Below are 21,550 nucleotides of genomic sequence, written 5' to 3'. Positions count from 1 at the left end.
CCAATGAATTATGCTTATTTGTCAGATCGTGGTAGTAAACGAGCTAATAATCAAGACTTTGTTGGGATCTTTAAAAATAAAAAGGGAGCGGTTCTCTCTATTGTCGCAGACGGTGTTGGGGGTCATCGTGGAGGTGATGTAGCCTCTGAAATGGCCGTTTCACATATTGGTGTTTTATTTGAAGAATCTACCGTTAGCTCGACTAAAAATGGAGTTAATTGGTTGAGAAGACAAATTTCAGCTGAAAATACTAAAATTTTAGCCGCAGCAAAACAATTTCAGGATCTAAATGGGATGGGAACTACGATTGTGGTTGCTTTGTTTGTCGATCATCAGGTGATTATTACGAATTTGGGCGATAGTCGCTGCTACCTTTATTCTGCTGATGGTAATTTACAACAATTATCCACAGATCATTCATTAGTGAATGAATTAGTTGAAAAGGGCGAAATAACAAATGAAGAGGCAAAATTTCATCCTCAAAAAAATTACATAACAAGATCGCTTGGTGTGGATGACAATGTTCAAATTGACACAAAGGAACTCGTGATTCACGTTGATGACCAATATTTATTATGTACCGATGGACTGACCAACCAGGTTAGTAACGATGCTATTAGTATTATTTTGCAAAGTACGGTTAGTCTTGAAGAAAAATGCAACCAATTGATTGAAATGGCTAATAATGCAGGGGGCCCTGATAACATTACTGCATTGATTGTGAAAATCGATCAGGAGGAATCAAAATGACTCCTAATCAAACTTTAAATGGACGATATAAGGTTATTCGGTCCCTTGGTGAGGGTGGAATGGCCAATGTTTATCTTGCTCACGACCTAATTCTTGATAGGGATGTTGCTGTTAAGTTAATTAGAATTGATATGCAAGATGACGAATCAGCGCTTCGCCGGTTTCAGCGGGAGGCATTAGCAACAACAGAATTAGTTCACCCTAATATTGTTGGGGTTTATGACATTGGTGAAGATCATGGCTTAAATTATTTAGTTATGGAATATGTTGACGGAGAAAATTTAAAACAATATATCCATGATAACTTTCCGTTAGATTTTAAACAGATTATTAAAATAATGAAACAAATTTTAAATGGTGTTGAAACAGCACATTTGCACGGAATTATTCACCGTGATTTAAAGCCACAAAATATTTTGATTGATAAGAATGGTAATGCTAAAATAACGGATTTTGGAATTGCTTTAGCCAATGAAGATAGTTCCTTCACAAAGACAAACTCGGTAATCGGATCGGTGCAGTACTTATCACCTGAACAGGTTCGAGGACATGTTGCAACCCAACAATCAGATATTTATTCACTTGGTATCATTTTGTTTGAGATGCTAACTGGCAAAGTGCCTTTTGAGGGAGAAAGTGCTGTATCAATTGCTATTAAGCATTATCAAGATCAGGTACCCTTTGTTAGGAGTTACGATGATAGAATTCCACAACCTTTAGAAAATGTTGTTTTAAAGGCGACTGCCAAAAACCAAATGGATCGATATTCGAATATTCAGGAAATGTCAGAGGATTTGGATTCGACTCTGAATCCAGAGCGTGCGTCAGAAGATCGTTTTGTTGCAGGTGAACAAAATGAAGAGACCATTGTTTTAGATCAGGCAGAAATTGATCAAAAATTAAATACTTTCACTCCCGAAAGTGGAGACGCCAAAATTCGATACTCCACCAATAATAAGGTTAACTATCCGAAAAACGTACCACAAAAAGAAAGTCATCGTCCGAAACATCGCCATCCAATTAGAAGGCGAGCATTATTTACATTCTTAGTAATGGTAGCCTTTATTGGCAGTATTTTAATAGCTTTTAAACTCAGTTCGCCTAGGATGGTAAATGTGCCGGGCCTAACGGGAATGACACAAAATGCGGCGACGGTTAAGCTTTCTAAAAGCCAACTTGGGATTGGGAAAGTTACAAAGTCGGCCAGTAATAAGATAAATTATGGGTCCGTAATTGCGACTTTACCTACTGCTGGAAAATCGGTTCAGCAAGGCATTAAGGTTAATTTAGAGGTCAGTATTGGACCCAATAGTTTTGATACCGATAATTATGTTGGTGGTGATTTTAGCAGTACTAAAAAGCAATTGGAGAAAAAAGGATTCACCATTAAAGAGCATCAGATTGAAACAACTAAATTTGACAATGGTAGAATAATTTCACAGAGTGTTGTTGCAGGACAAGTTGTTGTGCCACGGGTAACTACAATCACTTTCACAACAGCAAGATAATTGGAGAATCTATGAAACAGAATGGGCAAATAATTCAACTTTTAGCAGGATATTATGATGTTTTAGCGAACGGACGCGTTATACGTACTAGAGCACGAGGTAATTTTAGAAGCAAAGGATTAGCTCCTGTAGTGGGGGATTTTGTTGATTTTAAAAAAGAGGATGAACTGGGCTATATCACTGCTGTTCATGAAAGAAAGAATAACCTTGTCAGGCCACCATTGGCAAATATTGATCAGGCAGTAGTTGTGACGGCTGTTAAGGAACCAGATTTTTCAACTAATTTACTTGATCGACAATTAGTTGCTTTAGAAGAGAAGAACATTAGAGCATTGATTTATTTTTCTAAAACTGATTTACTAACTGAGTCAGAATATACAAAGTTTAATAAAACAGTACAATATTATGAGAGCATGGGTTATCAGGTCTTTTTTGAGAATAAAGAGTTTACACAATCAGAGATCGATGATTTAAAAAAACTGTTCAAAAACAAGTTAACTATTTTTATGGGACAAACTGGTGCTGGAAAATCAACCCTTTTAAATCATATTGATGTCAATCTTAATTTACAAACTGGTGAGGTTTCGCAAGCGCTTAACCGTGGGAAACATACTACACGGAAAGTGTCACTATTACCGATCAACGATGGGTTAGTAGCAGATACCCCTGGATTTTCAACTTACTCAATATTTGAAATGCAAATAGAAGATTTAAAAGAATACTTTATGGATTTTGTTAAGGTAGCACCTAATTGTCGTTTCAGAGAATGCTTACATTTAAATGAACCAGGTTGTGCTGTAAAACTTGGAGTTGAAGATGGAACTATTTTAGAAAGTCGTTATCAAAATTATTTACAATTTATTGAGTTGATTAAAGCCCAAAAACCTGAATATAAACAAAAAGGATATCAGAAAAAGGATAGGAGAAAAAAGAAATGATAAAAGTAGCACCTTCAATATTAAGTGCAGATGCAGCAAATTTAGTTGCTGACGTAAAAAAAGTAAGTGGAGCTGATTACCTACATGTTGATGTCATGGATGGGCAGTTTGTACCAAACCTGAGTTTTGGGATTGCAACAGTTCGTGACCTCGCTAAAAACACAAAGACAAAGCTAGACGTGCATATGATGGTCGCTGAACCTGAAAGATTTATTTCGGACTTTATTGAGGCTGGTGCATCGGTAATTGGTGTTCATGTTGAAAGTACTAATCATATTGCGAGAGCCATTCAAATGATAAAGGACGGGGGAATAAGAGCGGAAGTAGTAGTGAATCCGGGAACCCCATTAACTGCCCTTGAAGACTTATTACCAATGGTCGATCAAGTGCTAGTAATGTCTGTTAACCCTGGTTTCGGCGGTCAAAAATTCCTTCCAATGGCCATTGATAAAGTTCAAAGGTTATCTAACCTTCGACAGGCGAGGGGCCTTGAATTTGATATTGAAATTGATGGTGGAATTTCAGAGGAAAACGTGAAAGATGTATATGACGCTGGCGTAGACATTGCCGTTGCTGGTTCTTACGTTTTTAACAGCAAAGACCCAGAATCCCAAGTTGAAAAATTAAAAGGTCTTACAAAATAATGGCAAGGGTCAATATTTTAATTGGAGGGCCTACTGATCAAATTCCAGTTGATTGGGAAACTGTCACTGGCATTTGGATTGGTGTTGATCGAGGAAGTCTGCGATTGGTTAAGGCTGGTATCAGTCCTGCGCTTTCTTTGGGTGATTTTGATTCGATTGACGAAGAAGACTTTCAATTGGTTCAAGAACATTCTCAAAAAGTATTACGGGTAAATGAGCATAAAGACGATACTGATACTGAATTGGCTTTGAAACTAGTCCAAGAAGAATTTTTGGATGCGGAAGAAGTTGTAGTATATGGTGCCACAGGCGGTAGAATGGATCATTTGCTGTCGAATATATTTGCTGTTTTGCAGCCTAGGTTCAAGGATTTAATTGAAAAGATTACTTTAATAGATCGACAAAATTTGATTACATTCTACCATGCCGGAAATCATGTTATTAGAAAACAAATGGGTTATAAATATTTGGGATTTGTTTTACTAACAGGGGTGACAGATTTAAACTTGATTGACGAAAAATATACACTCGATAATTATTCATGTACTTACCCACGCGCCTTTGGTAGTAATGAATTTATTGGTAATGAGGCCCATTTTAACTTTGCAAGTGGAATCGTGGCTGCTATTCAAAGTAGGGATCTACCAAAGGTTTGAGATAAAACTAAAAATTGATTTTTACGTCACTCTAAATAGCATAATATAAATAAAAAGAAGCAATCAATTGATCGCTTCTTTTTATTTATATTATGCACGTTCAATCTTACCCGATTTAAGTGCTCGGGCTGATACCCAAACACGTTTTGGCTTGCCATCAACAAGGATGCGCACCTTTTGTAAGTTTGGTTTCCAGCTTCGGCGACTGTGGTTCAACGCATGTGAACGAGTGTTACCAAAGTGGGTACGGCTTCCTGTAAGAAAATCTTTTGCCATGCTGAAATCCTCCTTTGTCACTTCTAATTTTACATAGAATCTTTTTCAATCACTTAAATAATTTATCATATTGCTTGATTTAATGCAAGATAAATCTTTCAAGTAAATTACCTTGACACCCAATTTTAACATAGTTACGAATTTTACACATATGTAACGTGAAACTTTTTAATGAATTATTGATATAATGGTATTCATAAAAATTAGCGAACGGTAATATTGTATTTTTTGAGTGTTTGAGATATGGTAAAATATCATTGGTGTACTTGAATAAGGGAGGTTTTTTAATGGCTGTTAAGATTAAAACAAAAAACGGAACAATTGACGTTTCAAATGATGTGATCGCTACAGTAGTTGGCAGTGCAGCTACCGATAACTACGGGGTTGTTGGTATGGCCAGCAAGAACCAAATTCGAGACAATTTAAACGAAATTTTGCGAAAAGAAAATTATTCGCGTGGAGTGGTTGTTCGACAGCAGGATAACGGTGTTGCAATCGATGTTTATATCATTGTTGGATTCGGAACAAAAATTTCGGAAATTTCAAAAAATGTTCAATCAAAAGTTAAATTTAGTCTGGAATCAATTCTTGGGATTTCAGCCAACTCTGTGAATGTCTTTGTTCAGGGTGTGAAGGTCTTAAACGATTAAGTCGTTTGGACGAGGAGGAAATATTAATTGGAAGCTGTTACTACTTTAATTACTAACGATGTTTTTAACACAATGGTTCAAGCTAGTGCTAATCGTCTAAAAGCAAATGCGGAGTTTATCAACTCTTTGAATGTTTTTCCGGTACCTGATGGTGATACTGGAACAAATATGAGTCTTTCTCTAGAAAGCGGTGCTAAGTATGAAGCTGATGAGCCAAGCAATGAGATTGGTGTATTAGCAGGTGCATTAGCTAAGGGATTGTTGATGGGAGCACGGGGTAATTCAGGCGTTATTTTATCGCAAATTTTTCGTGGCTTTTCAAAAAGTGTGGAGAATAAAGTTAGCTTGAGTGCTAGTGATCTTGCACAAGCGGTTGCTGATGGTGCGCAGACTGCATATAAGGCTGTTATGAAGCCGACTGAGGGTACTATCCTCACAGTTGTACGAGAAGCGGCTAAAGCTGGTATGACTAAAGCAAATGAGACGGATAATGTGGCTGAAGTAATGATGGCTATTGATACTGCGTCTAAAGCGGCTCTTAAAACCACAACTGAATTACTTCCGGTATTGAAAGAAGTGGGTGTAGTTGATTCTGGTGGTCAGGGATTAGTTTTTGTTTTTGATGCTTTTAGTGATGTATTAAACGGAAAAGATATTTCAGATGAGCGGGAATATCAGCCTGATTCAGAGCAGATGAATGAAATGGTTGAGGCAAAACATCATCAAAGTGTTCAAGGAAAGATTAATCCAGAAGATATTCAATTTGGATACTGTACTCAGGTAATGGTTAGAATTGGAAAAGGAAAGCAAGTTAAACAAGAATTTGACTACGATACCTTCTATAATTATTTAGCTGATAAAGGAGATTCACTGTTAGTAGTCAATGATGACGAAGTTGTTAAAGTCCATGTTCATACTGAACATCCCGGAGATGTTTTAGCTTGGGGGCAACAATTTGGTGATCTTTTAAATATTAAAATTGATAATATGCGGTGGCAACAAGAAGAAATTATGGAACAAGATGTGGCTGACGACGAAGTTGCATCAGAAAAAGAAATTTCTGTCGATACTGCAGTAATTGCAATTTCACCAGGTAAAGGAATCTCTGAACTTTTCAAAAGCTTAGGAGTTACGCATATTATCAGTGGCGGTCAGACAATGAATCCTAGCACAGCTGATATCGTTGAAAGAATTAATCAATCAGGTGCAAAGAAAGCAATCATTTTACCAAATAATAAAAATATATTTTTAGCTGCTGAACAAGCAGTGGAAGTATCAAATATTCCAGCTGAAATTGTGCACAGCAGAACTATTTCGCAGGGAATGGCTGCAATGCTTGAATTCAATCCTGATGATGGCCTCAGTGAAAATAGAGAACGAATGGAAGATAATTTGGATACGGTTAAGAGCGGACAAGTAACGATCGCTGTCCGAGATACAACTCTAGATGGCAGGACCATCAAGAAAAACGATTATATGGGATTAATTGACGGAGAAATTGTTAATACTAATCCTGATATGATGCAAGCTACTATTGATATGGTTAAGCGAATGCTTGATGAGGATAGTGAGATCGTAACAATTATTTATGGCGAAAATTCTAGTATGAATGAAGCAGAAATGTTACAAAATGAAATTCTAGACCTGGATGATGATCTGGAAGTTGAAATTCATGAGGGTGATCAACCAGTTTATCCATTTTTAATTTCGGTTGAATAGCGTACTGTTAACGATTCTTAACAGTCTAAAAGGGAACGGCGAATGATTTTAATCTCAGAATCATTCGTCGTTCGTTTCTAATTTTTCATTAGTCATAGGAGCATAGGAGGAAACGGAATAATGGTGCAAAGTCTGTATGATTCAGTTCAGGTGTTGCCAGGTGTTGGTCCTAAACGGCAACAAGCATTAGCTGAGTTAGATGTTCTTACAATTGAAGACTTGTTGACGTATTTTCCGTTTCGTTATGAAGATTTATCAATCCAGGACCCAAGCCAAGTAGAAGATCAACAAAAAGTGACCTTTAAAGGGATCGTAGCCGCTGATCCTACAATCGTTCGCTTTGGTAGACAGAAAGTTAGAGTTAATTTCCGTTTATTAATTGGATCTGAATCAGTTATGGTCACCTTTTTTAACCAGCCGTGGATTAAGAGTCAGGTGCAAGTTGAGCGTGAATTAATCGTATATGGGCGCTGGGATGCCAAGCGAAGGAGTCTTACAGGGATTAAAATTATTGTTAGTGAAAGTACTAATGAGTATAAAGCAGTGTATCCTGCCAGTAAAAAGATTAGACAGGCAACGATCCAGCAACTGGTTAAAGACGCATTTAAACAATATGGATCCTTAATTAACGATATTGTACCGTCTGATTTAATTAGCAAATATCGTCTTTTACACAGGAAACAAATGATAGAAAGTCTGCATTTTCCTGCCGACCCCGTTTTAGTAAAAAATGCACGTCGAACGGCCAAATTTGAAGAGTTTTTGGAGTTTCAAATTGGATTGCAATGGATGAAACAAAGGGATAAATCTAGTGACGGAATTCCTTTAGATTATGATGATAACGTTATTAAAGATTTTATTCGGCAATTACCATTTCCTCTGACAAGCGCACAATTACGTGTTACAAAAGAAATCCTTCGGGACATGAATAACCCAGTTCATATGAATCGATTGCTTCAAGGCGATGTTGGTAGTGGAAAAACAGTTGTCGCGGCAATTGCGATGTATGCTGCTGTAACAGCGGGAAAACAAGCTGTTTTAATGGCACCCACAGAAATTCTTGCCGAACAACATGCGAATAATTTGGCCCGCTTTTTTAAGGGTACTGGAGTAACCGTTGGGTTGTTAGTTGGAGGAACGAGGAAAAAAGTGCGTGATGCACTTCTTGAAAAAGTGAATGCAGGCTTAGTTAATATCGTTGTGGGAACGCATGCACTAATTCAAGGAGATGTTGAATTTAAAGATTTAGGTTTAGTTATAACTGATGAGCAACATCGTTTTGGTGTTAAGCAACGTAAGATGTTACGTGAAAAGGGGCAAAATCCCGATACCTTAGCGATGACAGCAACTCCGATACCAAGAACTTTGGCTATTACAACCTATGGAGAAATGGATGTTTCAATTATTGATCAGTTACCAAGTGGACGTAAAACGATTAAAACTACCTGGTTAAAAGGTGGCGAATGGAATAAAGTTTTAGGATTTATGCTAAAAGAGTTTAAAAAGGGTCACCAGGCATTCGTTGTAACTCCTCTAATTGAGGAATCTGAAGCGATGGATCTTCAAAATGCAACGGCCCTTTTTGAAGATTTACAAAAGGATTTTGCACCCGAGTTTAAGGTGGCGTTGCTTCATGGTAGAATGACCTCTGAAGAAAAAGATCAAATCATGTCTGATTTCAAAGATGGAAAGTTCCAAGGGTTAGTGTCAACAACCGTAATTGAAGTTGGAGTTGACGTACCTAATGCGACCGTCATGGTCATTCAGGATGCTGATCGATTTGGACTTGCACAGTTGCACCAGCTACGAGGTCGTGTTGGGCGTGGTGATGCTCAAGCATTCTGTATTTTGGTAGCTGATCCTAAAAGCCAAACTGGGCGAGAACGGATGCAGATTATGGTGGAAACGAATGATGGTTTTGAAATTTCTGAAGCAGATTTAAAAATGCGTGGACAAGGTGATATTTTTGGAAAACAACAATCTGGGACACCAATTTTTAAAGTTGGGGATCCAGTTGTTGATATTGGTGCTCTTCAGACTGCACAATTAGAGGCTAGTAAAATTGTAAATATAAGCAACTGGCAAAAAATTTCTAAGTATCAAAACTTAGCAAGTTTTGTAACTAAAGGTTTAAAAATTAATCAAGATTTGGACTAAAGGAGATTGTGATGATTAAAATAGCTGTTGACGCTATGGGTGGAGATAACGCTCCAGAAGAAATTGTTAAAGGTGTAGTTGCAGCTCGTGAAGAGTTGAGTGATGTTGAATTTGTTTTGTTTGGAAAAAAAGAGGAAATTCAAAAATACGTTTCTGATTTTAAAAATATAACCATTGTACACACTGATGAAGTTATAACAATGGAAGATGAGCCTGTTAGAGCGGTAAGAAAGAAGAAGAATTCGTCAATGGTGATGGCAGCTCAAGCGGTTAAAAATGGAGATGCAGATGCATTATTTTCCGCAGGTAATACTGGAGCATTATTGGCTGCCGGATTATTTGTAATTGGCCGTATTAAGGGCGTAGATCGTCCAGGTATGACGACCACTTTGCCTAGCCTTGAAGGTGCACAAGATAGTTTTACAATGTTAGACGTCGGCGCTAACGCTGAAAGTAAGGCCAAAAATTTACATGAGTTTGCTGTTCTAGGGAATTTTTATAGTTGCAATGTTATGCAAGTCACAAATCCAAGAATTGCACTTTTGAATAATGGTACAGAATACGATAAAGGTGACCGAATTCATAAAGAAGCTTATCAGCTGTTAGAAGCGGATGATTCAATTAATTTTGTAGGTAACATTGAATCACGAGAGCTTCTAAATGGAACGGCAGATGTTGTTGTTACAGACGGTTTCACTGGAAATGCGGTATTAAAAAATACTGAAGGAACGGCGCTGTCAATGTTAAAGCTAATTAAACATGCTATTTTGGATAGTGGGGTTTCCGGTAAATTAGGGGGATTATTGCTTAAGAATTCCTTCAAAGAAGTTCAGGATAAAATGGATTATTCAAAACACGGTGGTGCGGTCTTGTTAGGAGTAAAAGCTCCAGTGGTGAAAGCACACGGATCAAGTAACGAGGAGCAGGTTAAAAATGCGTTACGTCAACTAACAACCATGGTAGATTCCCGAATTACTAAGAATCTTTCAGACTACTTTGAAACACATCAAAGTAGGCAGGAAGAAAAAGAATAAAGTTATTACGGTTTAGCTAGACACTAATATTTAAAAATATTAAAATATTAGAGTATGGAACTAATTAAACAGGGAGTACACTATGACAAAAGAAGAAATTTTTAATAAAATTGCTGATATTTTAGCAGATCGATTTGAGATTGATCGTGACAAGGTAACAAACGCCTTAAATTTTAAAACGGATTTGGATGCAGATTCAATTGATGTTGTCGAATTCGTGTTAGAGCTTGAAGATACATTTGGTGCCGACATTTCTGATGAAGATGCTGAACAGTTAAACACTGTTGGGGATGCAGTAGACTATATCGAAAGTCACCAAAAATAAATGATAATGTTAAAAGGTGTTTGAGACAAAACTAGTTTTTGCTTCAAACTTCTTTTTTGCATTCAAACCCAAAATGATGGTTAATAAAAGTTAAACTCTTATAAATTAAAAAGGAGCAATAATGATAAAAGCTTTAGAAGATGATTTAGCACAAAATTTTAATATTCATTTTAATAATCATGATTTGTTGGACGAAGCGTTCACACAGGCATCATATGTAAATGAACATCCTAATCAAGGACTTAAATTTTACGAGCGAATTGAATTTTTAGGTGATGCTGTTTTACAGATTGTGGTTTCTGAATATTTATTCAAAAGGTATCCAGAAATGCCACAAGGAAAATTAACAAGATTACGGGCTGCAATGGTTAAAGAGGATAGTTTTAGTGATTTTGCTAAAGAATGCCATTTTGATCGGTATATCCGTTTAGGCAAAGGTGAGGAATTATCAGGGGCAAGACAACGTTCTTCACTTCTTTGTGATATTTTTGAATCATTTACTGGTGCACTTTATTTGGATCAGGGCCGTGATGCTGTTGAGGAATTTGTTCAAAAGGTGATTTTTCCTAAGCTAGATGAAGGACGGTTTGATCACGTTATCGATCATAAAAGTGAGCTTCAGGAAGTTTTACAGGTGCATGGTGACGTCGATATTGATTATCAGTTGATTGCTGAAACTGGTGGTGAAAATGATCGTGTTTTTGAGGTTGAATTGATAGCCGACGGGAAAAAGCTTTCGCGAGGTAAAGGAACATCCAAAAAGTTAGCTGAACAAAATGCTGCTAATAAGGCCTTACAGCAGATAAAAAGTAAAAAATAGGAATTAGGTTATATGAAGTTAAAATCAATTGAAATTAGTGGCTTCAAATCTTTTGCAGATAAAACTGAAATTAAATTTCAAAATGGAATAACAGGAATTGTTGGTCCTAATGGATCTGGTAAAAGTAATATTACTGAGGCGATCAGATGGGTAATGGGAGAACAGTCTGCTAAGAGCCTACGAGGCGGTAAAATGCCCGATGTTATCTTTTCAGGAACTGAAACACGAAAGCCTTTAGCAAGAGCTTCTGTTACGGCTATTTTTGATAATACTGATCACTTTTTGAAATCAGAATTTTCTGAAGTGATGATTTCGCGAAAGCTTTATCGTAACGGAGAAAGTCAGTATCAAATTAATCGAAACGATTGTCGCTTACGTGATATTTTGAATTTATTTATTGATACAGGGTTAGGAAAAGAATCTTTTTCAATAATTTCCCAGGGACGAGTGGAATCAATTTTTAGCAGTAAACCTGAAGACAGGCGTGCAATTATTGAAGAGGTCGCTGGTGTTTTAGAGTATAAACAAAATAAAATAAAAGCTGAAAATGAGCTTGGTAAAACGAGTGAATATTTAAAACGTGTTAATGATTTAATTAATGAACTTGATAAGCAGCGTAATCCACTGGAAGAACAAGCTAGTTTAGCAAAGGATTTTATTGAGCAAAAAACACGATATGATATTTTAGATCGAACAAGGCTGATTAGAACAATAGATGCTAATTCTGAAAAGAGCACTAACCTCTCAAAAACGATAAAAGAAACAGATGTTACGTTACAAGAATTTCGACATACCTTAAGCAAGCAAGAACATCTGCGCGATAGTTTAAGACAACAGATAACTCTTTTAACTCAAAAAAAGGACAGCTTGCAAAATGTGATTGTTGAACTCACAAGGAAAGAAGAACAAATTACGGGTGTTAAGAATTTAGCAGTTGAAAGAGAAAAGTATCGTACAAACCAAATTAAGAGCCTTGATGACGAGATTGTTATAGTTCAACAGGATATTTCGAAGTCTAAACAACAATTGCAAGCTGAAAATAAGGATCAGGAAGTACTTGAGCAAGAGGTTAACAAGCTATCGGGACAAATTGCAGACTTAATGAATCTCTCTAAGACGTTTGATGCAAATAAGTTACAACACCAAATTGACGGCCTGAGGGCTACATACATGGATGTATTGCAGGAATTAACTTCGGTCCGAAATGAACGTTCCTTTCTAAAAAAAAGCGAGGTACGTTCTTCTAAACAGGTTACTCGTATTGAAGAAGAATTAAATAGTTTGAAAATACAACAACAGCAACAAGAAACAAAAATTACAGATCTAACGAATGTTGTTGATACAATTCAATCCGATCTTCAGACAATTGAAGATGAAAAGAAGGAAATTTCAGTCAAGGGCGTGAAGATTAATCAGGAATATCAACAGGTGCGCAGTGAGTGGTTGCATAAATCGGGAGAGTTACAACAATTTAAGGCGCGTTTTAACAGTTTAAACAATCTTAAAGATGAATATGCTGGTTATTATCAAGGAGCGAAGGTTGCTCTACAAAAAAGGGATCGTTTTACAGGAATTATCGGTCCGGTTTCAGAAATAATTTCAGTACCGTCGCAATATGTGGTATCCATTGAAACGGCGTTGGGAAATCAATTGCAAAATATTGTAACTGATAACGAACAAACTGCTAAAACAGTCATTAATTATTTACGGACAAATCGTTTAGGAAGAGCCACTTTTCTTCCGGTCAATGTTTTGAAAGCGCGTTCCCTAGCGACTGGAGTGCGAGAAGCTTCCATGAATTCACAGGGATTCCTAGGCATTGCAGCCGAACTGGTTCACGTTCAAGATAAATTTATAAATGTTGCTAAATATCTATTGGGCACGACTTTGATTGTTGATAATTTAGATAATGGGACAAAGATTGCTAATCAGATTAGGTATCGTGCTCGTATTGTGACACTGGACGGGGACGTGATTAATGCTGGTGGAACAATGAGTGGCGGGGCTACCAAAAATAATCGTAAAGGATTGTTAGCGCAGGATAAGGAGATCGCTGACCTTCGGGACACGATTAATCAATCTGAGGAAGAGGTTATTCTTAAAGAGAGCAAAACGCAAGAATTGCAGCACGAAGGACGTGAGTTAAAAAATAAACTAGATGCCATTGAAGCTAGACAATCAGAAGTTAAAGCAGCATTGAACGATCGAAAAAATGAACTCCAGTTGGCAAATGAACGGATTTTAGTTTTAAAAAGGCAAATTAGTGGATCTGAGTTTGAGCTACGTAATCTTAGTGGTGACGTTCAGGTAAAAAATGAATTGGATTTGAATGACAAAGAGTCGGCACTTGAAGTACAGATTTCAAAAATTAAAGCTGAAACTAAAGAAAAGCAATCTATTCTGGATGCAAGTTCAGAATCAGAGGAAAAAAGAAATCAACAATTAACAAATTTACGAATTAAAAAAACACGTTATGATGAACAGCTAACCCAACTTCAACGACAAATTGGTAATCTGAAATCATCATTACAATCCTCACAGAATAAGCTTTTGGACCTTAATAAGAAAAAGAAAATATTATTAGGCAATGATGTAATCGAACGAACTAATTCAAATGAGAGTTTAGAAACCGTTAAGGAGAAGCTAAAAAATACTCAACGGGGTATTGCTGATTTACAATCAGACTTAGTACAAAAACAGGATGAATTAGATCGTGTGAATGCACAAATTGAAACGTTAAGTGGACAAATAAGTGAAAGTACTAATGTACTTAGTCAACAAAAAGGACAGCGCGATATCGCTAAAAATACCGTCGAGGTCGCAATCGACAGGCTAAGAGATGAACATGAAACAACCATTGAAAATGCCCGTAAAGAGCTTGTTGATGTTGATTCAGAAAAGTTAATGCAAGAAATGAAACTGCTAAAACGTGGGATTACCGAGTTGGGAACTGTCAATATTGGAGCAATCGATGAATTTAATCGTGTTTCAGAGCGATATGATTTTTTAAGCTCCCAAAAAGACGACTTAACTAGTTCTGCTGATCAACTGAACCGATCAATCGACGAAATGGACAGAGAAGCTAGTCATAGATTTAAGGAGACATTTGATCAGGTTGCAAATGAGTTTACAATTGTGTTTAAACAGATGTTTGGAGGAGGCCAAGCTCATCTTGAGCTCACCGACCCAGATGATCTTTTAAACACTGGAATTGAGATAAAGGCCCAGCCTCCTGGGAAAAAATTACAGCGACTCAGTTTATTATCTGGTGGCGAAAAATCTTTGACGGCAATTACCTTACTTTTTGCGATTTTAAAGGTCAGTCCGGTTCCGTTCTGTATTTTAGATGAGGTCGAAGCAGCGTTTGATGATGCAAATGTTAGTCGTTTTGCAAAGTATCTTAAAACGTTCAAGGATACTACTCAATTTATTGTTATTACCCATCGAAAGGGTACAATGGTAGAAGCTGACATGTTGTATGGGGTTACGATGCAGGAATCAGGAGTATCTAAGATGGTTTCGGTCTCATTAGAAGAGGCACAAAAAAAGGAGTTAGCATAGATGGCATGGTTTAATAGAAGTTCTAAATCGAAAGAAGAAGCTGAGAAATACGACAAAGGATTGGAAAAGTCACGAAAATCTTTTGGAAATCGGTTATCAAAACTTTTTGTTGATTTTCATGGTGTGGATGATGATTTTTATGATGACCTTGAAGAGACCCTCATTGAGGCTGATGTTGGATTTGATACGGCAATTCAAATTAGTGAAGAAGTTAGAGATGAAATCGAGTATGAACACGTTTCTACTCCAGAGCAGATCTCAGAAGTCATTGTAAGAAAATTGGTATCGTTATATACACGAAATGGTAAGCAAGAAGATAATCATCTTGTTTTCTCAAAAGAGGGTCCAACAGTATTCCTATTTGTTGGAGTTAACGGAGTTGGTAAGACAACTAGCATTGGTAAACTTGCAGCGCGTTTCAAGGCACGTGGACGTAAAGTCCTGCTTGCGGCTTGTGATACCTTTAGAGCTGGTGCAATTGAACAACTTCAAGAATGGGGTCGACGTGATGGAGTCGACGTTGTTGCAGGTAAGGAGCAGAGTGATCCCGCTGCGGTTGTATTCGAAGCGGTAAAAAAAGCTAAGGCAGAAAATTACGATTTATTATTAGTTGATACAGCCGGACGTTTGCAAAATAAGGTTAATTTGATGAACGAACTTGATAAAATCAAGCGAGTAATTAGCCGTGAAATTTCGGACGCACCGCATGAAACATTGTTGGTACTAGATTCTACAACCGGCCAAAATGCATTGACACAAGCAAAAGCATTTTTGGAAACAACGAGTGTAACCGGAATTATTTTAACAAAACTAGATGGAACTGCTAAAGGTGGTATTGTGCTGCCAATTAGGAACCAGTTACATCTTTCCGTAAAATACGTTGGTCTTGGGGAAACAGTAGAGGACTTAAGTCCCTTTGATCCTGAACAATACGTTAACGGATTATTCAAAGATCTTCTGAATGAAGATGCATAGGAGCGTATTTGCTTGGAAATCGAGAAAAATTACAGAATTAATAGCTTGCTAGAGTTTTATGGAGAGCTTTTAACTAAAAAACAAAAGGAATACATTACTTTGTATTATGCTGATGACTATTCACTGGGCGAGATTTCTGAGGAGTTTAGTGTTAGTAGACAGGCCGTTTATGATAACATTAAGCGTACAACTAAAATTCTAGAGGATTATGAAGAGCGTCTAAAACTGTTACAGGATTTTGATAATCGAAATAAACAATTAGACAATTTAGTTCATTATGTTCAAGAACACTATAAAGATGATCACACGCTATGGCAACTTGTGTCAGAGCTAGAACAAAGTGAAGAAGGATAGCGGGGAAAGAAATGGCATTCGAAGGATTAACAGAACGTTTACAGAAAACTTTCAATAATTTAAGACGTAAGGGAAAAGTTACTGAGGCGGATTTACGTGATACGATGCGTGAAATCCGGTTAGCATTATTAGAAGCTGATGTTAACTTCCAAGTTGTTAAACAGTTTGTAAAAACGGTGCGTGACCAAGCGGTTGGCTCTGACGTGTTAGATGGGCTAAATCCTGCTCAGCAAATTATTAAGTTAGTCAACGATGAATTAGTTAAAACGATGGGATCAGAAGACGCACCACTTAATAAATCTGATCATATTCCAACTATTATTATGATGACTGGTTTACAAGGAGCAGGTAAAACGACCACAACTGGTAAACTGGCTTTAAAATTAAAAAACGAACAAAATGCAAGGCCGTTGTTGATTGCAGCCGATGTTTATCGTCCAGCTGCGGTTGACCAATTAGTTCAAGTCGGTCAGCGAATTGATGTCCCTGTTTATGAAGAAGGTACATCTGCTAACCCTGTAGATATTGTAAAGCGTGGGTTAGAGGTAGCTCGCGAAAATCATAATGATTATGTTTTTATTGATACGGCGGGACGTTTACAGATTGACGAAGCATTGATGCAAGAGTTAGCTGATATAAAAGCATTGGCGCATCCCGACGAAATTTTACTGGTTGTTGATGCAATGACTGGTCAAAATGCTGTTAATACTGCTGAAGGTTTCAATGAAAAACTGGATATAACAGGTATCGTGTTAACTAAGCTTGATGGTGATACAAGGGGAGGTGCCGCACTTTCAATTCGTGCTGTTACCGGAAAACCAATTAAGCTTGTTGGACAAGGTGAAAAAATGGAAGATCTAGATGTATTTCATCCAGATCGAATGGCTTCCCGAATTCTTGGAATGGGTGATATGCTAACCCTGATCGAGAAAACACAAAGGGATGTTGATGAAAAACAAGCAGCTGAAATGGCTGATAAGATTCGGGAGAACACCTTTGATTTTAATGATTTCGTGGATCAATTAGTGCAGGTCCAAAATATGGGGCCAATGGAAGACATTATGAAAATGATTCCAGGTATGGCTAATAATCCTGCAATGAAAAATATGAATGTTAATCCAAAAGACATTGAACATACAAAGGCAATAATCTATTCAATGACGGCTGCTGAGCGCGAAGATCCCGATATTTTAAATCCTAGCCGACGCAGAAGAATTGCAGCAGGATCTGGACAGCCAGTAGTTGAAGTTAACCGAATGATTAAACAATTCAATCAAATGAAAAAGATGATGAATCAAATGTCAAAGGGTAACTTTAATGGAATGGAAGGAATGCTGGGAAGCGGTATTTCAGGGCGTTTATCTAAAATGGCCATGAATTCAATGGTTAAGCGCCAGAAGAAGAATAAAAAGAAACGAATGAAGAAAAACAAACGTCGTTAATGGGGTGTAAAGAAAAAAACCTTTACATCTGATGAATTTATTGGTATATTATTACTTGTGAAATTTTAGTGGAGGTGAAAGCTATGTCTGTAAAAATTCGTTTGAAACGTATGGGTTCAAAGAAACGTCCTTTTTATCGTATTGTGGTCGCTGATTCTCGCTCACCACGTGATGGTCGTTTTATCGCTCAAGTTGGTACATTTAATCCATTAACAGAACCTGCAGAGGTTAAGCTTAATGAAGATGATATCATGGGTTGGTTGAACAATGGTGCACAACCTTCAGATACTGTTAAGAATATCTTTTCAAAAGCAGGAATTATGAAGAAGTACCATGAAGCAAAATTCTCTAAGTAGAGTTTAAAAAGAGGCAGAGCAAAACTAACGTTTTTGTTCTGCCTCTTTATTTTTATTTAACTATTCAATTTTTGTGGGAGATTCTTATGGAATATTTTAATGTAGGAAAAATTGTAAATACGCAAGGACTTCGTGGGGAAATTAAGGTTATATCGCAAACTGATTTTCCGGAGGAACGTTTTGCCTCTGGCAGTATTTTAGACCTTTTTAATGGCGATCAAAAAGTTCAGCAAGTCGTTATAAAACACTCTCGAATCAACAAGGGGACATACATACTGAAACTGGAGAATTTTGATTCAATTAATGAGGTAGAAAAATTTAAAGGTTATTCGCTAAAAATTGCTGAAGATCAGTTAGATGAACTTGAAGAAGGTCAATTTTACTTTCATGAGATTATTGGATTGAAAGTCATAGACCAACAACGCGGTGAAATTGGGTCGATAAAGGATATCTTACCTTATGGAGCTAATGATGTATGGGTTGTCGATACTGGGAACGGAAAAGAATTGCTGTTGCCATATATTAAAAGTGTAATATTAAAAGTAAATACAGATCAAAATGAAGTTTTGGTTGATATTCCAGAAGGACTTGAATAAATGAATATTGATATACTTACTCTTTTTCCGCGGATGGTTGAAGTACCTCTTAATGAATCCATTATTGGAAAAGCAGTTGAAGCAGATAAACTTAATATTGACGTCACAGATTTTAGAAAGTTTTCAACCAATAAACATGGAAATGTTGATGACTACCCCTATGGTGGAGGGGCAGGAATGTTGCTTACTCCTCAACCAATATTTGATGCAATGGAACATGTGAGTCAAAAAAATAATGGGAAAATGGGACGTGTGATTTTGGTTGATCCCGCTGGTAAAAGATTTAATCAAAAAATGGCTGAAGAATTCTCAAAGGAAGAACAATTAACTTTTATTTGTGGACACTACGAAGGTTACGATGAACGTATCAAAACTTTAGTTACTGATGAAGTATCGCTGGGCGATTTTGTGATTACAGGTGGGGAACTAGCGGCTTTAACAATAATTGATGCAACTGTCAGATTAATTCCAGAAATTCTCGGAAATAAAGAATCGGCACCGGGTGACTCTTATTCTTCAGGATTGCTTGAGTATCCACAGTATACAAGACCGGCCAATTTTCGCGGAATGGAAGTACCAAGTATACTTTTAAGTGGAGATCACGGTAAAGTTGACTTATGGCGACGCCAGCAAAGTTTAAAGAAAACTAGCGAACGTAGACCAGATTTAATTCATAAAGCAAAGTTATCCGTTGCGGATTTAGATTATTTAGCAGATTTAAAAGAAAAGAAATGACCTTTACAGAAACTGATTGATTGTGGTAACATTGTTAATGGTCTTGTTGACTAATTAACAATGTTCCGCTGGCTCTTAGAGGGTTAATGAAGATTGGCGAAGGAGATTTATTTTTATGAATCAATTAATTGAAAAGATTACAAAGGATCAATTACGTGATGATATTCCTGAATTCCGTGCAGGTGATTCAGTTCGCGTTCATGCCCGTGTTGTTGAAGGTACAAACGAACGTATCCAACTTTTTGAAGGTGTTGTAATTAAACGCCATGGTAGTGGGATTAGCGCTACTTATACTGTTCGTAAGATCAGTAACGGTGTGGGTGTGGAACGTACTTTCCCATTACATTCACCACGTGTTGCTAAGATTGAAGTAGTTCGTCATGGACGTGTTCGTCGTGCTAAGTTGTACTACTTACGTGCATTACATGGTAAGGCAGCTCGTATTAAGGAAGATCGTCGTAAATAATTATAATAATAAAAGAAGCCATCCGATAAGGATGGCTTCTTTTATTTACATGGAACCTAGGTTTAGGTTTTTTGGATAAAATCAGTTACTAAAGAAAATAATTCGAGGGTAATAAGCGATATGATCTTAGTATTTTACCGTTTAATTTATATTATAAATTTGAGTTATGTTCAAAGTATAAAGGAGACAACGCAGTTGATGCACTAATTATTTTAGAATTAAATTCTTTAAAAGCATCAATGGCAATGTCGCTTATTTCTTTAGCCGCTTGGTTAAGTTTATATTGTCGTTCCTCATCTTGGGAATTTAAAATATCAACTTGCAAGGAGTGTAATCGAGAATTAATTATGACATTGGTACTTGTCCGCATATCATTTAATTGTTTAATAAAGTTTGAATAGTGAGCTCCAACAAGTACGCTGGATAATTTGAATGTCCAATAGGCTGAGTCAGACGAATAGTTTTGTTTTCCATTGTGATATGCAGCTGGAGTTTCTGAAATACCAGCGAAAAATGGAACGTAGATACTTTCAGCAGCGACACCCATGCATAACCAATGAATTCCACCTAAATCAATTGGCAAATCAGGCCTAATTTGAAGGATATGCGACTCTTGAGTTGCCGGTAGACTAATTGGCCTAAAACGATGCTTTTCTTCATCAGAGCCGCTGCCAGCAGGGTCAAATGGTGTTCCTTCGTAGTGTGATCCTAAAATTTGTTTTATATCCTCCAATTGAATTAATTTACTGGCTTTTCGAATAAAGGGCATATCGTGACTTACTGGACTTTGTTCGATTTCCGGATTAAGAATCCGTTGTCCCTCCCATACTCGAGGAGTATTGTAATATTCATCAGATAGATCATTAAGTCCAAAAATATTACGGAAATTAAAACTTTTGGGATCGGGATTTAGATGATTATTTTCCACGAATTCTTTAATGTCGTCCTTGAATAAAAACGAGTTTGAATCATTAAAATCTATCTCTTGAATCGAAAGCTGATTTGAGACTATCGCATATGAATCGTCAGGAATTCTTTGCGCTACCCATTGGTGCCCGCCAGCGGTTTCCATATACCAAACCTCATCTTTATCAGAAAAGAGAATTCCGTTTGTTTCGGAGGTACCATGTTGTTCGATGATCTTTCCAAGATAGATAACCGCATCGCGTGCAGTTTTAACGTATGGCAAAACGACGGTAATCATAGCCTCTTCTCCAATGCCTGAATCAGTTTCAAGAGGATCGAAGCTAAGTACTCTTGGATTAGTATAGGCGCTTTCGGTTGCACTCATTGCAACCCCATATTCATTAATTCCATCTTCTTCAAATAGCCCAAATTCATCGGTCCATTCAGGTGTAGAAGTGTACTTGGCTCTGATTGATGATAAATTCATTTCAAAGTTATTTTCGTTAGATTTAAAATGATTATCTTCAATACTTTCGTGACTTTGAACTTTAAAATGTTTTGGCCATGATGGTTTCGAATCTTCATTCCTAGCGATAATTGTAGAACCATCTGCGGTTGCTCGATTCCCTGCTAAAAAACTTGTGCAGGCAGAATATTTATTATCCATATTTTAAACACTCCT

General features: G+C 37.0%; 21 protein-coding genes. 19 read left to right on the top strand and 2 right to left on the bottom strand.

The features are described 5' to 3' along the window. Nucleotides 1–3 precede the first annotated feature (3 nt). Genes PECL_RS05040 through PECL_RS05020 form a run of 5 tightly spaced genes read left to right on the top strand, consistent with a single transcriptional unit; the run spans nt 4 to nt 4,496 of the window. The gene (locus tag PECL_RS05040; protein WP_014215514.1) at nt 4–750 is read left to right on the top strand and encodes a Stp1/IreP family PP2C-type Ser/Thr phosphatase; all 747 of its coding nucleotides are present in this window, start codon (nt 4–6) and stop codon (nt 748–750) included. Next, nucleotides 747–2,258 (top strand): Stk1 family PASTA domain-containing Ser/Thr kinase, encoded by a 1,512-nt coding sequence (gene pknB, locus PECL_RS05035; protein WP_014215513.1) that lies wholly within the window; start codon nt 747–749, stop codon nt 2,256–2,258. Before PECL_RS05040 ends, pknB begins: the two co-directional genes overlap by 4 nt. An 11-nt stretch (nt 2,259–2,269) precedes the next feature. Then, nucleotides 2,270–3,196 carry a ribosome small subunit-dependent GTPase A gene (gene rsgA / locus PECL_RS05030; protein ID WP_014215512.1) on the top strand — a complete coding sequence of 309 codons (927 nt, stop codon included), beginning with the start codon at nt 2,270–2,272 and terminating at the stop codon, nt 3,194–3,196. Further along, entirely contained in the window at nt 3,193–3,840 is a 648-nt protein-coding gene (gene rpe, locus PECL_RS05025) for a ribulose-phosphate 3-epimerase (protein WP_014215511.1), read from the top strand. Before rsgA ends, rpe begins: the two co-directional genes overlap by 4 nt. Further along, complete coding sequence (locus PECL_RS05020) at nt 3,840–4,496, top strand: thiamine diphosphokinase (protein ID WP_014215510.1); 657 nt, start codon at nt 3,840–3,842, stop codon at nt 4,494–4,496. The genes rpe and PECL_RS05020 overlap by 1 nt, the downstream gene beginning before the upstream one ends. Before the next feature lie 90 nt (nt 4,497–4,586). Here PECL_RS05020 and rpmB read toward each other — a convergent pair whose 3' ends face one another. After that, nucleotides 4,587–4,772 carry a 50S ribosomal protein L28 gene (rpmB, locus tag PECL_RS05015; protein ID WP_014215509.1) on the bottom strand — a complete coding sequence of 62 codons (186 nt, stop codon included), beginning with the start codon at nt 4,770–4,772 and terminating at the stop codon, nt 4,587–4,589. Between the two features lie 287 nt (nt 4,773–5,059). On the opposite strand from rpmB, the gene PECL_RS05010 reads away from it, so the two are divergent. The 14 genes from PECL_RS05010 (at nt 5,060) to rplS (ending at nt 19,962) form a co-directional block, all read left to right on the top strand. Further along, the gene (locus PECL_RS05010) at nt 5,060–5,422 is read left to right on the top strand and encodes an Asp23/Gls24 family envelope stress response protein (protein WP_014215508.1); all 363 of its coding nucleotides are present in this window, start codon (nt 5,060–5,062) and stop codon (nt 5,420–5,422) included. A 72-nt stretch (nt 5,423–5,494) separates the two neighbouring features. After that, nucleotides 5,495–7,141, top strand: a complete 1,647-nt coding sequence (locus PECL_RS05005) for a DAK2 domain-containing protein (protein WP_081478631.1) — start codon at nt 5,495–5,497, stop codon at nt 7,139–7,141. A 120-nt stretch (nt 7,142–7,261) separates the two neighbouring features. Then, nucleotides 7,262–9,298, top strand: a complete 2,037-nt coding sequence (gene recG, locus PECL_RS05000; protein WP_014215506.1) for an ATP-dependent DNA helicase RecG — start codon at nt 7,262–7,264, stop codon at nt 9,296–9,298. A gap of 14 nt (nt 9,299–9,312) precedes the next feature. Continuing rightward, complete coding sequence (gene plsX, locus PECL_RS04995; RefSeq protein WP_041534742.1) at nt 9,313–10,332, top strand: phosphate acyltransferase PlsX; 1,020 nt, start codon at nt 9,313–9,315, stop codon at nt 10,330–10,332. 82 nt (nt 10,333–10,414) lie between these two features. Beyond that, nucleotides 10,415–10,657, top strand: coding sequence for an acyl carrier protein (gene acpP / locus PECL_RS04990; protein ID WP_014215504.1), 243 nt, complete (start codon nt 10,415–10,417; stop codon nt 10,655–10,657). Between the two features lie 121 nt (nt 10,658–10,778). Next, a complete protein-coding gene (rnc, locus tag PECL_RS04985) occupies nt 10,779–11,477 on the top strand; it encodes a ribonuclease III (RefSeq protein ID WP_014215503.1) in 699 nt (232 codons plus the stop codon). A gap of 12 nt (nt 11,478–11,489) precedes the next feature. Then, nucleotides 11,490–15,038 (top strand): chromosome segregation protein SMC, encoded by a 3,549-nt coding sequence (smc, locus tag PECL_RS04980; protein WP_014215502.1) that lies wholly within the window; start codon nt 11,490–11,492, stop codon nt 15,036–15,038. After that, nucleotides 15,039–16,013, top strand: coding sequence for a signal recognition particle-docking protein FtsY (gene ftsY / locus PECL_RS04975; protein WP_014215501.1), 975 nt, complete (start codon nt 15,039–15,041; stop codon nt 16,011–16,013). A gap of 12 nt (nt 16,014–16,025) precedes the next feature. Then, on the top strand, nt 16,026–16,367 hold the full coding sequence (locus PECL_RS04970) for a putative DNA-binding protein (RefSeq protein ID WP_014215500.1): 342 nt from the start codon (nt 16,026–16,028) through the stop codon (nt 16,365–16,367). A gap of 11 nt (nt 16,368–16,378) precedes the next feature. Next, nucleotides 16,379–17,809, top strand: coding sequence for a signal recognition particle protein (gene ffh / locus PECL_RS04965; protein WP_014215499.1), 1,431 nt, complete (start codon nt 16,379–16,381; stop codon nt 17,807–17,809). 83 nt (nt 17,810–17,892) lie between these two features. Beyond that, nucleotides 17,893–18,165, top strand: a complete 273-nt coding sequence (gene rpsP / locus PECL_RS04960; RefSeq protein ID WP_014215498.1) for a 30S ribosomal protein S16 — start codon at nt 17,893–17,895, stop codon at nt 18,163–18,165. A gap of 86 nt (nt 18,166–18,251) precedes the next feature. Continuing rightward, nucleotides 18,252–18,761, top strand: a complete 510-nt coding sequence (gene rimM, locus PECL_RS04955) for a ribosome maturation factor RimM (RefSeq protein ID WP_014215497.1) — start codon at nt 18,252–18,254, stop codon at nt 18,759–18,761. Further along, nucleotides 18,762–19,496: a tRNA (guanosine(37)-N1)-methyltransferase TrmD gene (trmD, locus tag PECL_RS04950; protein WP_014215496.1), complete on the top strand. Its 735-nt coding sequence runs from the start codon at nt 18,762–18,764 to the stop codon at nt 19,494–19,496. It begins immediately after the preceding gene. A gap of 115 nt (nt 19,497–19,611) precedes the next feature. Then, entirely contained in the window at nt 19,612–19,962 is a 351-nt protein-coding gene (gene rplS, locus PECL_RS04945) for a 50S ribosomal protein L19 (RefSeq protein WP_014215495.1), read from the top strand. Nucleotides 19,963–20,113: 151 nt separating this feature from the next. Here the strand turns inward: rplS and PECL_RS04940 are convergent, their stop codons facing one another. Then, nucleotides 20,114–21,535, bottom strand: a complete 1,422-nt coding sequence (locus PECL_RS04940) for a C69 family dipeptidase (RefSeq protein ID WP_014215494.1) — start codon at nt 21,533–21,535, stop codon at nt 20,114–20,116. Between the last annotated feature and the right edge of the window lie 15 nt (nt 21,536–21,550).

Source organism: Pediococcus claussenii ATCC BAA-344, assembly GCF_000237995.1.
Lineage (GTDB): Bacteria > Bacillota > Bacilli > Lactobacillales > Lactobacillaceae > Pediococcus > Pediococcus claussenii.
Note: the sequence above shows the minus strand (reverse complement) of the source record. Positions and strands in the feature narration are given on the sequence as shown.